This window comes from Sulfitobacter sp. SK012 (assembly GCF_003352085.1).
In the GTDB taxonomy this organism is placed as follows: domain Bacteria; phylum Pseudomonadota; class Alphaproteobacteria; order Rhodobacterales; family Rhodobacteraceae; genus Sulfitobacter.
Window position 1 is genome coordinate 4,329,764 of record NZ_CP025804.1, and the last position, 14,119, is coordinate 4,343,882.

A 14,119-nucleotide genomic window follows, 5' to 3' on the forward strand; every position below is an offset into this window, starting at 1 on the left:
TGAAAATCAACCCGTCCACTGGCACAAGGGACGCATGATTACCCGTAGCCACACCAAAGCAGACGCTCCATCTACGGCCGTTTATTCCGACTGCGAACGCTACCGTTACGCGCTGACCCGGGTGTGGGACCCGACAGCCCAAAGCGTTCTTTTTGTTATGCTGAACCCGTCCACAGCCACAGAAGTGCATAACGATCCAACGGTCGAGCGGTGCGAGCGCCGCGCGCGCACATTGGGTTATGGTGGTTTTCGGGTCACCAACATCTTTGCTTACCGAGCCACAGATCCCCGCGATATGCGCGCGGCCACCGACCCAATTGGGCCCGATAATGACCGTATGATTACTAAAGGGGTTCAGTGGGCCACAGATGTGATCGCCGCGTGGGGGACACATGGTGCGCATCTGGACCGTGGGGCGACTGTCGGCGCAATGCTGCGGCAGTTGGATAAGCCCGTTTTCCATCTGGGCCTCACCAAACATGGCCACCCAAAACACCCGCTTTACCTGCGCTATACCGCGCAACCTGACCACTGGGAAACTGCCGCTTCCGACAATGATCCATTAACCACTTAACACTATAGCTTTTGACCTGAGGCGGCATTTGTTGCCAATATGTTCTGGGCTATGCGGTTCGCGCCGCCTGTTTTTGTATTGGATCGTCAGATGTTGTGGTTGGCTGGATTGATGGGATTGATGGCCGTGGGCTCGGTCGCCTTCGTTGATACCTCCGCCGATGAGGAAGATGATATTGCCCCGGTGCAAGGCCATCCCGATGATATGCTCAATCCCGATGTTGAGGCCTCTCCGCAAATAGAATTCGGTGATCCAAGCGACATATCAACTGACGAATATGAGACGACCCGTGAACAGATTTCCGGTTCTGCCACCGATGATACGCTGACTGGCAACGATGACGATCAGAATATTGCCGGTGACGCAGGCGATGACCTGCTTTTCGGGAATGGCGGTGCTGATCACCTGCATGGCGATGACGGCGATGACAGCTTGTTGGGCGGGTCAGACGATGATTACCTTGATGGGGATGACGGTGCCGACACGCTTTGGGGTGGCGATGCGAATGACACGCTTTTCGGCCACAGCGGTTCAGATGATCTTTATGGCGGGGCCGGTGACGACTACCTGCACGGCTCTGACGGGGCGGACACGCTGTCTGGCGGCACAGGCGACGATGTACTTCAAGGTGGACTTGAGGACGACGTACTCACCGGTGGCGCGGGGGCCGATAGTTTATTTGGGGGTTGGGGTGATGACCTGATCAACGGCGTGGAAGCTGGTTCTAACGACGCCGAAAATACGGATACCGACGATGGCGATTTTCTAAATGGCGGTAGCGGCGATGATGTACTGATCGCTGGCAAAAACGATATCGTTACGGCGGGGAACGGCGAAGATACCATCGTGCTGGGCGATTGGATCAATCAGGGCGACGCCGCAGAAATTCTCGATTTCGCCCAAGAAGACGACAGTCTTGTCCTAGTTTGGGATGACAGCGATAGCGCAGCACCCCAGCCAAATGTTTCGATCGGCACTGATCCCGCCGTACCCGGGCAAATGCAAGTGATGCTGAACGACGTGGTGGTGGCGCAGGTCAACGGCACGGCGCTGAACATCGATGATATCGCGCTTTTGCCCCTGAGTACCGCCGCGGCATCGGGCTTGCTGCTGGGTCACGGCGAAACGCCTCATTAAGGCTTTGCCAAACACGTAAAACTTTCCTATACGCGGCGATCTGAGGGCGACTCACTGTCGACCCGGAACACTCCATGGGCCTGTGCTGGACGACATCCCGGCCTGCGCCATCACACTAACCTTTGAAAAGGAGATCCCGATGTCGATCACGCACGAAGAAAAAGCACGTGTCATGAAGGAATTCGGCCACAAAGAAGGTGACACTGGTTCACCCGAAGTTCAGGTCGCCGTTCTTAGCTCGCGCATCGCCACGCTGACAGAGCACTTCAAGACCCACAAAAAAGACAACCACGGCCGTCGCGGCCTGCTGAAAATGGTCGCCACACGCCGTAAGCTCTTGGATTACGTTAAGTCCAAAGACGTTGCGCGTTACCAAGACCTGATCAAGCGTCTCGGCCTGCGCCGCTAAGCGCAAAAACTCTCGTACGACAGAAAACCGCGTCCCAAGGGGCGCGGTTTTTTCGTTTCCTGCAGTCTAGGAAGTAGCCTTAGGCGTTTGCAAAAACACCGGGTAGTTGCGGCGAAGAGGTATTCTTCAGTTACGCCGCATTCTTCATCAATAACATCAAAGCAAATTCAGCCCGTTTTCGAGATCTCGTAAGTGCAGCCGATTTCATCATATGCGTCGTGACGAACCAACCGAAAACTTCAGGGCATTTTCCATTCCAATAGGCGCAGCGCTATCGCGCGCGATCGTTCATTGCCGTCGCTTTTCTGTGATACTCTTCAAAGCCGATCTGAGCGCGCAGGTCGGCGAAATCCAAAAGATGTTCCTGCGCAGACCGTCCCGCTGCAAGGTCCACAAGAGCCGCATTCATCGCCTTCATCGCGGCAGAAAGCAGCGTCAGCGGATAGGCCGCGATTGAATAACCCAACTCAGCGAGCGTTTCGGGCGGCAGTATAGGCGTCTGCCCTCCTTCAAGCATATTCGCCATGTGAACGCCGTCGACAGAACTGCAAATCGTCGCCATTTCCTCGATGGTATACGGCTCCTCGACGAACAGAATATCGGCACCGATCTTGGCAAACGCCTCCGCACGCGCAAGTGCTTCATCAAGCCCATGCTCTCGGCGGGCATCCGTGCGCGCAAGGATCATAATGTCGTGGTCCGCCCGCGCCTCCACGGCGGCATGAATGCGGTCGATGGCTTCAGAACGACAGACGACGCTCTTGCCCATGGTATGACCGCACCGTTTTGGGGCGACCTGATCTTCGATCATAACCGCAGCACAGCCCGCGCGCGCAAACCCTGTTACCGTACGCATAACATTCATCGGGTTGTCGTGCCCCGTATCACCATCCACCATCATCGGAATTGTGAGCGGGCGCATGGCGTTACGCGCCTGATCAAGAACTTCGCCATAACTCATCAGCCCCGTATCGGGTGCGCCCAACCGCGACGCGGATGCACCGAACCCCGACAAAAAGGTAAGATCAAAACCAGCTTGCTCAATCAGTTTCGCTGAAAGCGCATCAAAGCAGCAGGGCATTTTGATCAATTCGCCCCGCGCGATAAGCGCGCGCAAACGATCCGCCATCGGGTTCGCAACTGTCTCAGGCATGTGCATCTCCATTCTTGAGCAAATGCGAACACCTGCCGGTGTCATTCTCCGCTAAACCAACGGGCCAAGGAAGCCTCAAGCAGTGATTTCCAGAAAATTCGCATCTGGATGCACGTAATGGCGCAAAGGTTGAACGCAATTGACTTGAGTATTTACTCATTCTGAGTTGAATTTATTACGCACCTATAGACGCTAATCGGCGTCAGGCAATCGTTCTGTGAAAGGATAGCGTCGGTGAAGCGGACAGCTCTGATCTATGCAATTCCCTATCTATTTTCCTTCGTCCTGGCGTTTGCGGCAAATGCCCAGCGCTCGCATGATTACGTGTCGTGCTACGGAGAGACCCTCGATGTTCGGATGCAAACAACGGCCAAGAATGGCGACATTGTTGAATGTTTATCTATCCCTTCCAGATCTGGAAAGATGGAGTGTCGAACTCTCGATGAGACCAAATGAATATTTGAGAAAAGGAGAGGAGTGCCTGCCAGAACCGCTCACGGCAAGTCGTTTGGTCTACGGGAGCTTTGCTCCTGATCAGGCAAACGCCATTGGTTTCCCAGGACAATTCCAGAAATTGCGTATACGTATGGTCGATACGGAAAGTGACATTTGGACAGGATTGGGACTCTTGGACCGCGTTCAGCAAATCGGTATTCCGCTGGAAGGTGGTTTCAAATGGTTTACGAGGGAGCCTCAAGATTTGCCCTAACCTACTGACCTGAAGGTCTCGCGCGGTGCCTACCTATTCCCGCAAGAACACCTGTCCCCGATAGGCGACCCTATCATTAGGCACTGCGGAACGTGGGCTTGCGGGACCAGTTACGGTCTCCCTGACCATATGTTTGTGCGGTTTGAGGTTTGGAATCAGGTTCCTTACAGCGACTGGGATGAGCAAGACCTGATTTTCCAAGCGATGCTAAAGTCTATGATTTTAAAACAGGCCGAATGACATTTTCCGTCTCTCCTGAGGGCAACTTAGTTGGCCCTACGGGGTCACCTGTTCCGCACAGTCGCTATCTGAACCTATGAATAAACCCCAATAACGGCCTTCACATCCTCACCCGCCCTAACCCATCGCCATCTCAACAATCCTGGCGTGCACGGCGACCTGAGCCTCGGGGATCTTTGGGGTAGGACGCCCTGCAATGGCCGCCAACTTTTGCTGAAGGACCACAAACTCCCCCAAAACGACCGAGCCTACCGCCCTTTGGGCTGGCCCCTGCAGCGCGTCCTCAAGAGGGACAAAAACCGCGCCTTCTTCTTTTAGACGCGCAAAGTAGTCAGACGCGATATCGGCAAAAAACGGGACGTTATGCCCCAAAGTAATACCGATGATTTCCTCCCCGAACCAAGCCTCAGCAGCAGCCATATCATGGCGCAACTGGGCCGCTGAGAAATCCAAGAAACTTGCTTTTACGTGCTCTGCTGCGGCTTCGTCCTGCGCATCCAAAGCATTTCGGTAGGCGCGGTTCCATGTCCATTCATACGCCCAAGACGTCACATCAACCGGTGTTAAGCCCCTGCGTTGCAAATGAGCATTCACGTCCCCCAACTTTTCAGGCGTCTCGCCCCAATGGCACAAAGGATGCCGGAAAAGCTTTAACGGAGCTTTGGGCAGCCAAGGAGCCAGATGCCGTTCCGCCGCATCAATATCCTCAATAAACGCCTCAGCTGTCACATCAGGCAACTCGATATGAGAATGGGTGTGATTGGCGATGTAATACCCATCACCAACCCAATCATCTAGGATTTTTGAAAACTCTGGATTTTTCAAAAGCGGCCAAGAGTTTGAAAACGAATAGACCCCAGAAATCGAATGTTGTTTTAACGCGCCCCGGATCGACGCCACAATGCCCTCAGCCGTATATCCGGCCGGAGGATAGGACACAGGCCACAACGGCAGGTCGTCCATCGTAAAGGCAATCTTCATCTTTGGGCTCGATTTGCGGCTGTTTCTTTGGCTGTAACTATTGTGTCAAAGATCGCTCTTGTCGACGGCCCCCCAAGGATGAATGGTAGCCCGCAACAACCGGGTGCAAACTGCGCCTGCCCAACTTGGAATGCACCTCATGGAACCTATCGTCTTTTTCGCCGTTATCTTGGCCGCGCTGTTTCATGCTGTGTGGAATGCGATGGTCAAAGGGGACGGCGACAAATATCTGGCCATGACAGCGGTTGTGATTGGTCAGGGGTTGTTCGCAGTTCCCGCGCTGGCCTTCGTGCCGGCCCCCGCGCCGTCAAGTTATCCGTTGATCGCCGCCGGCATTCTTTTGCATCTGGGCTATCAGTTCTTTTTGCTGGCCGCTTACCGCGTCGGCGACCTGACGCAGGTCTATCCCCTTGCACGCGGCACCGCGCCGTTGATTGTCGCCGGTGTTTCGGTGATGTTTTTGGGCGTTGTCCTGTACCCAATCCAAATCGCAGCCATCGCGCTGATCGGGTTGGGGATCATTTCCTTGGCGCTGGTCAGGCGCGTTGACGGTGGGGCCAACCCAAAGGCGGCCGTTTTTGCACTTATCACGGGCTGCTTTATCGCATCTTATTCGCTCGTCGACGGTTTGGGCGCACGCCAGGCAGGAACAGCATTGGGGTATTATGGGTGGCTTGCCATCGGCAACACCATCGCAACGCTTGCAATCATGGCGATCACCCGCCCTGAAACCCTCCGCAAGGTGCCTCGCAAAGGCATACGCTTGGTGCTCTTGGGCGGGGGCGCATCTTATGTGGCCTACGCGCTGGTCGTTTGGTCCTTTACCCAAGCGCCGATTGCACTGGTTACCGCCTTGCGCGAAACGTCGATCGTCTTTGCGCTGTTGCTTGGTGTGTTCGTCCTTAACGAAAAGCTCAATCTAGCCAAGGTCCTGTCGACACTCCTGACCCTGATCGGGGCCGTGATGCTACGATTTGGACGTCAGTCATGAAAATTGTTGGTTTCTCAGATCTCCACCGGGACACGCGCGCAGCACAGATCATCGTCGATTGCGCACACGACGCAGATATCGTCATCAGAGCGGGTGATTTTGCCACACACGGCCAGGGTGCCAATGACACCTTAAAGGTGCTGCGAGCGCTGCGTTGCCCCTTCGTAATTGTGCACGGAAACCATGACGACCCGGCGGCGCTGCGTTCAATCGCGCAGGACTGGACCGGGGCGCATTATTTGCACGGTGACAGCGTCACCCTGAAAGGCCTGACCATTTTCGGCATGGGCGGCGAAACTCCAATCCAAAACGATGCCGTATGGAATGTCGGTCAGTCAGAGGCTGAGGCGCAAGAACTGCTAACCGCTTGTCCAAAAGACGCAATCCTCGTCAGTCACACGCCCCCCCTCGGTCATTGCGATGTTCAAGCGGATGGATCCCACCAAGGCAGCCAAGCACTGACAACCCACATCGAAACACGGAACCCAAGCCATGTTTTATGCGGTCATATCCACGAGGCATGGGGGATGAAATCTACAATTGGGGCCAGCAAAATCAGCAATCTTGGCCCCAATCCAACCGTATTTTTGATCTGAGCGAACACGTCTGACATGCCCTCGCAGCACGCCTCAAATGCGCCTGCCCAACCTGCGATAAGGGTATGCGTCTAAACATCGCATTACTTGATTTGTCGATATCCGTTGCTCAAACGCTACTTTCGTTTATCAAGGCTCAAAATAACAACCAGCGGCAGGCCCATGACCCAAAAATCCGAATCGTCTCTGCAAAATCATAACTTGGGAGCGGCGCGCGATTGGGTCAAAGTCCTTTCAGAATATCGCGAGCCCAGCACATTGCGCAGTTCAGTTGAACTTGCGGTCACGCTTGGACCTTTCATTCTGCTCTGGGCACTCGCTTGGTGGGCCTATTCCATTAGCGGTTGGTTGACCCTCGCAATATCGCTGTGCAACGCAGGCTTTCTGCTGCGTCTCTTTACCATCCAACATGATTGCGGCCATGGCGCGTTCTTCAAGAACCGCACGGCCAGCGATTGGATCGGCCGCGTACTTGGCGTTCTGACCCTCACGCCATTCGATGTTTGGCGCCGCACCCATTCCATGCACCACAGCAGCTCGGGCAATCTTGGCCGTCGCGGCATCGGCGACATCTATACGCTTACCGTCGATGAATATAACGAACTTAGCCTTATCTGGCGGATACGCTACCGTATCATGCGCCACCCCATCATGCTCTTTGCCATCGGGCCGGGCTATCTCTTTTTTCTTCAAAACCGGATCCCCTTGGGTCTGATGAACAAAGCAAGATATTGGGCCAGTGCCATGTTCACCAATGCGGCTCTCGTGGGTGGTCTGCTTATTATTACGTATTTCGGTGGCTTGATGCCGATCTTGCTGATCTTCTTGCCCTCAACGCTTCTTGCTGCAACCGCAGGCGTCTGGCTCTTTTATGTCCAGCACCAGTTCGACACGACCCAGTGGGACGAAGAAGAAGGCTGGAACTTGCACGAAGCCGCCCTGCACGGCAGCTCGCATTACGTCCTGCCTTCAGTCCTGCAATGGTTCAGCGCAAACATCGGCATCCACCACGTGCACCATCTCTACAGCCGCATCCCGTTTTACCGGCTACCCGAAGTCCTGCGCGACCATGCCATCCTTGCTGACGTCAATCGCATGACCGTCCGTGAGAGCTTTGCAAACGCGCGCCTTCACCTTTGGGATGGAAAAAGCCAGCGCTTGTTGTCATTCGCCCAAGCGCGCCGGGCCTAATTCACGACACTACGCACCGCTTAATCAGCATCTATTGCAAGCTTTCGGTTTCGGCCTTCCCAAGGCAGTCATTGAGCTTGCCTTGCATCCGGGTACATTGTTTCAATACCAACCCCCAGCGTTGGTGCAGCAAGGCGAGAGCGGATGACATCAAAGCATGATCCAAAAAGCTGGATAGGGCGCACGGCGCAGATGCAGGACAACCTGCGTCCTCAACCAGCTCAATTCATGCAAGCCACGCTGGACCGCTCCCCGTCGTTTACCCACGCTGATCCTTTGCCGCCCCTGTGGCATTGGCTCTATTTCCTTGAGGCCACGCGGCACAGCGAATTGGGCCGCGACGCACAACCCAAAAAGGGTGGCTTCCTGCCTCCCATCGCTCTGCCGCGCCGCATGTGGGCTGGTGGTAATTTTACGTTCCACGTTCCGTTGATCTTGGGCAAGGATGTCGCAAAACACTCGGCCATCAAAAGCGTTGTGGAAAAGGATGGCCGGTCGGGCAAGCTGTGCTTCGTGCAAGTTGAACACAAACTCTACCAGGACGATCGGCTCGCCCTCACCGAAGAACACGATATCGTCTACCGCGCAGATCCAGACCCTGCTGCCCCGTCCCCTGTGCGCACCCCCGCCCCTCTAGACCCTGAGTTCTCTCGCGTCGTCACACCAAGCGAAGCGCTCTTGTTTCGCTATTCCGCCCTGACCTTCAATGGACACCGCATCCATTATGACGCGGATTACGCGCGTGATGTCGAAGGCTATGACGGGTTGGTTTTCCACGGCCCCCTAACGGCCACACTGCTGGTCGATTTGGCCTGCGCAGAAACCGGCCAGACGCCAAGGCAATTCGCCTTCCGCGCTCTGGCTCCTATCTCGGGCCCCACGGCTTTCCACATCAAAGGCCGCCGCACCGGCAACACTGTCGATCTGTGGGCCAAGCGCCACGATGGCGTTTTGGCAATGACCGCAAAGGCGCACTTCTGATCCGCCCTCACCAGGCCCATGGCGAGCATCCCGCTACGGCTGCGCCTCCAGTGGTTTCCGGAAAATGGCCGCTTGGCACCAATAGCGGCGGGTTCTTTAACCGGACAACTGCAAACTATCGCCAGGGCCATCCGAAAGTGCGGCACTAACTAATGTTGCACCTGCAACCTGACGGCCTGTTGATACCCGATAGAACGAGGAGGCCCAGTAGAATGCTTGGAAGTACCTTTGCCAACATAGTTAGAAAAATGACCGTCTAGACCTACACACTTGCCCCCATCGTTCTGATCTATTTCGCGTTCGCTTTTCATGTAATGAACAGGTACCACCCCGCTTCAAGGTTTCTGCCCTTCCCTTACAATAGCGCTGAGTCTCTCTTAGCTGATTTACTTTTTGTAATGGCTCCGCTTGTCGGGGCTACGGCTTATTATGTCAAAAGGCTCAACAGTTCTCAGAGGGAAATTCGGCAAAAATTCACGCTCAATTACCAAAATTGCGATCTTCTTTATCACCCCCCCAACAGCAATCAGATCTACCTCGCTATTGATCGAAACGGCTCTGACATTGTTCGTAAGATGCAGGTCATTTGGACACCTGAGGGACGCTGCATCGGTGGAAAAATCTATGACGTTGTTGATGGCGCCGATTTAAGAAAGTTCGATGCTGCCCGTTTTGAAAAGGGCTAGAATTGTGTATCAGCCCTGATAACGAATGCTATTCCAGATAGAACACTTGATCCCAAAATCAACTATGGGCAGGAAACCTCCATTGAGAATCTCTTTAGAAATGCTCTTGGGCAAAATGCGCTAGGAGAGGAACGGTATGAGGAAATAAGCGCAGTTTATTGGTTTTGTTTGTGATGGTTTTTGCTCTGCCTGCATTTGCGTAGCAAAAATCCGAATGTCGGGGCAAAAAAAGCATTCAAGTTGGACGATGGCGTTCCTTTTCTGGACGTCCATATGCCTGTTCAGATACCCGGTTCTTATCAAGCACTGGCGCTTCGCCGCTTGAACACGCCCAACGTACTCCGACAAACACCATGAAACGGCGCATCACTCTCGATGGATGAAGTGCAGCAGGGCCCAGCCACTAGCCTACACAACAATCGCCCGCAGGCCCTGCCCCCTCACTTCTTTTCACGCGCGGCACGATCTGCGCGCATCTCGTCAATCATCTGGTGCGCGTCGTTCAATATCCGTGGCACCGTATTGTCATTCGGATATCCCTTGATCTGCCCTGACAGCAACGCCGTCCAATACACCCGCAGCACCCGGTTTAGCCGCGTTTGATATCCCGGACCCAGCTTGCGAAACCAGCGCACCATGTCGCTGTCCAACCTCAGCGTCACGCGCGTTCTATGCGGTGCCACCGGCTCCCAGCCTTCCATCCCACTCCACTCAGTCGGCAGGCTTTCCCCCAGCCATTGCACGCTCAGCTCTGTCTGCAATTGCTCCAACTCATAAAGCATCTGGGTGTGAGCGTCTTTGTGCCGCATGGTGTGTCCCTTCCTGTCTGGTAAGGACAACATCATCCAAATACTCAAATCAGTCCTGAATGCGCCGTTCGGTGCACAGGCGGTGTACATGTTGTGCACGTCTGATGCACAGGCTAATGGCCAAGCATTTGTCGATTATTGAAACCTAAAGTCTCATTATCGATTTACATCTGAAGCCATAGGTGGTAGTTTGGAATAACACCCAAATTCCAATTCAATCAGATGTATGGCCAGTTTGCACTCGCAATAGGTCCAATGTAAGACTGCTCAAATGGCCCTGCCCGTCGAGACCTTCTTTCTACACCCTGACGCGCAGGGGACTCTGCAGTCGCAGATCCAACAAATGATTGCCCAAGGCATTTTGTCAGGTCGATTTCAGTGTCGGGAAAAGCTACCTTCAACGCGCAAGCTGGCCCAGCACCTTGGCGTCAGCCGTATCACTGTGACAATCGCCTATACCGAGCTTTTGGCGAATGATTACCTGACATCACGCGGCCGATCCGGCTATTTTGTGTCTGATAATGCGCCTACGCCTCCCATTTTTGCGGCTCCTCAGGGCACAACGGATGCGGTCGACTGGACCCGCGCCATTGGTCAACGTTTTAGCGGCGGCGTCACCCCCACCAAACCTCAGGACTGGGCCGAGTACCGCTATCCGTTTGTTTATGGTCAAGCCGATAGAACGTTGTTCGATCACGCGAATTGGCGGCTTTGCGCCTTGCAGGCCCTGGGGCAGCGCGACTTTACGTCTATGACTACGGACTACTACGATCAGGATGATCCAAACCTCATCGAGTTCATCGCACGTCACACGCTGCCCCGCCGCGGCATTTCTGCAGCGCCAGAGCAAATCCTGATCACGCTTGGGGCCCAGAATGCGCTTTGGCTGACCGCTCAGGTTCTCCTGACACAGCGCCGCCGCGCCGCGCTCGAGGACCCCTGTTATCATGCCCTGCGCGACATTCTGATCCAGTCACGCTGCCATGTGACACCTGTGCGCGTCGATCAATACGGAATTCCGCCCGAGGCAATTCCACCAGATACAGACGTAATTTTCACAACGCCCAGCCATCAATGCCCCACCAACGCGACCATGCCGATGGAGCGCCGTCGCGCCCTTCTGGCGCGCGCCCGCGATATGGGCGCGCTGATCGTTGAAGATGATTACGAGTTCGAAACCTCGTTCCTGCGCCCTCCCTCTCCCGCGCTTAAATCGCTCGATAAGGATGGCCGCGTGATCTACGTCGGTAGCTTCTCTAAATCGCTCTTTCCAGGGCTGCGTCTGGGATATCTGGTAGGCTCTGAGCCCTTTATCCGCGAGGTCCGCGCCCTGCGGGCCTCCGTGCTGCGCCATCCCCCCGGTCATATTCAACGTACCGCTTCGTATTTCCTGTCGCTGGGCCATTATGACGCCCTCATTCGCCGGATGGCCGGCGCGCTAAACGAACGCCGCACTACGATGGAGGCCGGGATTGAACGCTACGGTCTACATATTGCCGGCCAAGGCGCGCATGGTGGATCGTCCTTTTGGATGCGCGCACCAGAGCATGTCGACACCGAACAGCTTGCCCGCAGCCTCAAATCGCGAGGGGTCTTAATCGAACCTGGCCGTTCGTTTTTTGGCGGCGCGCACCAAGCAACGAATTTCTACCGGTTAGGCTATTCATCCATTCCGGTGGGGCGCATTTCGGAGGGCTTGAAAGAGATCGCAGCGGCAATTTCTCAAGCCCCAGCATCTGGCCTTAGCCCAGCGACGTAATTGGCCCTAACTTCAACCTGCCCGAAGGCTTACTTTGCCCTCAAACAAGATTCGAACTCATCAACTGAACCCAAGGATCACCAGATATGAAGATGACCACCGAAGAAGCTTTTGTAAAAGTGCTGCAGATGCATGGCATCGACAATGCATTCGGGATCATTGGCTCAGCCATGATGCCAATCTCTGATTTGTTTCCCGCTGCAGGCATCAAATTCTGGGATTGCGCGCACGAAACATCTGGCGGCATGATCGCAGACGGATACACACGTGCATCTGGTAAAATGTCCATGGCAATTGCGCAAAATGGTCCCGGCATTACAAACTTTGTGACGCCGATCAAAACTGCCTACTGGAACCACACACCTATGTTGCTGGTCACGCCTCAGGCGGCCAACAAGACAATCGGTCAAGGTGGTTTCCAGGAAATTGAACAGATGAAATTGTTCGAAGATATGGTTTGCTATCAAGAAGAAGTGCGCGACCCCTCACGCATGGCCGAAGTCCTCAACCGTGTGATCGAAAAAGCATGGCGCGGTTCCGCTCCGGCGCAGATCAACATCCCGCGTGATTACTGGACGCAGGTTATCGATATTGAACTTCCACAAATCATTCGCCTTGAGCGCCCACAGGGCGGCGAGCAGGCAGTCAAAAACGCGGCAAAACTGCTGTCCGAAGCGTCCTTCCCGGTCATCCTGAACGGCGCTGGCGTGATCTTGTCCGGCGGTATCGATGCATCCGCGAAACTGGCCGAAGCACTCGACGCACCCGTTGCCTGCAACTACCAACACAACGACGCGTTCCCCGGCTCGCACCCCTTGGCCATCGGCCCGTTGGGCTATAACGGCTCCAAGGCTGCGATGGAAATCATCCAAAAGGCCGACGTCGTGTTGGCGTTGGGCAATCGCCTGAACCCGTTCTCGACCCTTCCCGGCTATGGAATCAACTACTGGCCAACGGAAGCAAAGATCATTCAGGTTGACATCAACTCTGATCGCATTGGCCTGACCAAAAAAGTCGACGTGGCGATCCAAGGTGACGCAAAACGCGTCGCCGAGCAATTGCTTGAGCATCTTGGTGCAGGCGCTGGCGACAAAGGTCGTCAGGAACGCAAAGACCTGGTTGGTTTGACCAAATCCCGCTGGGCCCAAGAGCTGTCCTCAATGGATCACGAAGATGACGCAGACGAGGGTGTCGACTGGAACGAGCGTGCGCGCAACCGGCAGCCCGACCGTTTGGCCCCCCGTCAAGCATGGCGCGCCATCATGTCCGCAATGCCAAAGGACGCAATCATCAGCTCTGACATCGGCAACAACTGCGCCATCGGCAACGCCTATCCTTCTTTCGACAAAGGCCGCAAATATCTCGCGCCGGGTCTGTTTGGCCCCTGTGGTTATGGTCTCCCTGCAATTTTGGGCGCAAAAATTGGCTGCCCAGATGTGCCGGTCATCGGATTTGCAGGCGACGGCGCGTTCGGCATTTCCATGAACGAGATGACAGCATGTGGTCGCGGTGACTGGCCTGCGATCACCATGGTGATCTTCCGGAACTACCAATGGGGTGCTGAAAAGCGGAACACGACATTGTGGTTCGAAGACAACTTTGTCGGCACTGAGCTGAATGAAGGCGTCAACTATGCCGAGATCGCAAAAGGGTGCGGCCTGAAGGGTGTACAATGTACCGGCATGGAACAACTGACAGACGTGCTGAACACCGCTGTGAAAGAGCAGATGAAAGACGGCGTTACCACGTTCATCGAAGTTATTCTGAACCAAGAGCTGGGTGAGCCTTTCCGTCGCGACGCGATGAAAAAGCCCGTGTCTGTTGCAGGTATAAACAAAGATGACATGCGCCAACAGGTAAGCGTGTAAGGGTGCCTTTGGGCTCCCTCAAAAAGAAGGACTGG

14 protein-coding genes are annotated in these 14,119 nt (G+C 54.9%); 11 read left to right on the forward strand and 3 right to left on the reverse strand.

Going from position 1 to position 14,119, the window contains the following annotated elements; genetic code table 11:
- The first annotated feature begins 34 nt into the window (after positions 1-34).
- From C1J03_RS21115 to rpsO, 3 genes are all read left to right on the forward strand, one after another.
- The gene (locus C1J03_RS21115; RefSeq protein WP_114888371.1) at positions 35-574 is read left to right on the forward strand and encodes a DUF1643 domain-containing protein; all 540 of its coding nucleotides are present in this window, start codon (positions 35-37) and stop codon (positions 572-574) included.
- 90 nt (positions 575-664) lie between these two features.
- Positions 665-1,711, forward strand: coding sequence for a calcium-binding protein (locus C1J03_RS21120; RefSeq protein ID WP_114889128.1), 1,047 nt, complete (start codon positions 665-667; stop codon positions 1,709-1,711).
- 139 nt (positions 1,712-1,850) lie between these two features.
- On the forward strand, positions 1,851-2,120 hold the full coding sequence (gene rpsO / locus C1J03_RS21125) for a 30S ribosomal protein S15 (RefSeq protein ID WP_114888372.1): 270 nt from the start codon (positions 1,851-1,853) through the stop codon (positions 2,118-2,120).
- Between the two features lie 271 nt (positions 2,121-2,391).
- Here the strand turns inward: rpsO and C1J03_RS21130 are convergent, their stop codons facing one another.
- Positions 2,392-3,273, reverse strand: a complete 882-nt coding sequence (locus C1J03_RS21130) for an isocitrate lyase/PEP mutase family protein (protein WP_114888373.1) — start codon at positions 3,271-3,273, stop codon at positions 2,392-2,394.
- Positions 3,274-3,649: 376 nt separating this feature from the next.
- Between C1J03_RS21130 and C1J03_RS21135 the strand changes: the two genes are divergently transcribed.
- Entirely contained in the window at positions 3,650-3,982 is a 333-nt protein-coding gene (locus tag C1J03_RS21135) for a hypothetical protein (RefSeq protein ID WP_162798628.1), read from the forward strand.
- A gap of 357 nt (positions 3,983-4,339) precedes the next feature.
- Here C1J03_RS21135 and C1J03_RS21140 read toward each other — a convergent pair whose 3' ends face one another.
- Entirely contained in the window at positions 4,340-5,203 is an 864-nt protein-coding gene (locus tag C1J03_RS21140; RefSeq protein ID WP_114888375.1) for a polysaccharide deacetylase family protein, read from the reverse strand.
- 82 nt (positions 5,204-5,285) lie between these two features.
- Here C1J03_RS21140 and C1J03_RS21145 point away from each other — a divergent pair, with 82 nt between their 5' ends.
- The 5 genes from C1J03_RS21145 to C1J03_RS21165 all read left to right on the forward strand — a co-directional run bounded on the left by C1J03_RS21145 (position 5,286) and on the right by C1J03_RS21165 (position 9,648).
- Entirely contained in the window at positions 5,286-6,194 is a 909-nt protein-coding gene (locus tag C1J03_RS21145) for a DMT family transporter (protein WP_254694119.1), read from the forward strand.
- Positions 6,191-6,790 (forward strand): metallophosphoesterase family protein, encoded by a 600-nt coding sequence (locus C1J03_RS21150; protein WP_114888376.1) that lies wholly within the window; start codon positions 6,191-6,193, stop codon positions 6,788-6,790. Before C1J03_RS21145 ends, C1J03_RS21150 begins: the two co-directional genes overlap by 4 nt.
- Before the next feature lie 162 nt (positions 6,791-6,952).
- The gene (locus tag C1J03_RS21155; protein WP_114888377.1) at positions 6,953-7,981 is read left to right on the forward strand and encodes a fatty acid desaturase; all 1,029 of its coding nucleotides are present in this window, start codon (positions 6,953-6,955) and stop codon (positions 7,979-7,981) included.
- A gap of 144 nt (positions 7,982-8,125) precedes the next feature.
- On the forward strand, positions 8,126-8,962 hold the full coding sequence (locus C1J03_RS21160) for an FAS1-like dehydratase domain-containing protein (RefSeq protein WP_114888378.1): 837 nt from the start codon (positions 8,126-8,128) through the stop codon (positions 8,960-8,962).
- Between the two features lie 398 nt (positions 8,963-9,360).
- On the forward strand, positions 9,361-9,648 hold the full coding sequence (locus C1J03_RS21165) for a hypothetical protein (protein WP_114888379.1): 288 nt from the start codon (positions 9,361-9,363) through the stop codon (positions 9,646-9,648).
- Between the two features lie 440 nt (positions 9,649-10,088).
- On the opposite strand, the gene C1J03_RS21170 is transcribed toward C1J03_RS21165, so the two are convergent.
- The gene (locus tag C1J03_RS21170) at positions 10,089-10,457 is read right to left on the reverse strand and encodes a BrnA antitoxin family protein (RefSeq protein ID WP_216825877.1); all 369 of its coding nucleotides are present in this window, start codon (positions 10,455-10,457) and stop codon (positions 10,089-10,091) included.
- A gap of 271 nt (positions 10,458-10,728) precedes the next feature.
- On the opposite strand from C1J03_RS21170, the gene pdxR reads away from it, so the two are divergent.
- Both pdxR and xsc read left to right on the forward strand, forming a co-directional pair.
- Positions 10,729-12,216 carry a MocR-like pyridoxine biosynthesis transcription factor PdxR gene (gene pdxR / locus C1J03_RS21175; RefSeq protein WP_114888380.1) on the forward strand — a complete coding sequence of 496 codons (1,488 nt, stop codon included), beginning with the start codon at positions 10,729-10,731 and terminating at the stop codon, positions 12,214-12,216.
- Positions 12,217-12,302: 86 nt separating this feature from the next.
- The gene (gene xsc, locus C1J03_RS21180) at positions 12,303-14,084 is read left to right on the forward strand and encodes a sulfoacetaldehyde acetyltransferase (RefSeq protein ID WP_114888381.1); all 1,782 of its coding nucleotides are present in this window, start codon (positions 12,303-12,305) and stop codon (positions 14,082-14,084) included.
- The last annotated feature ends 35 nt before the right edge of the window (positions 14,085-14,119 follow it).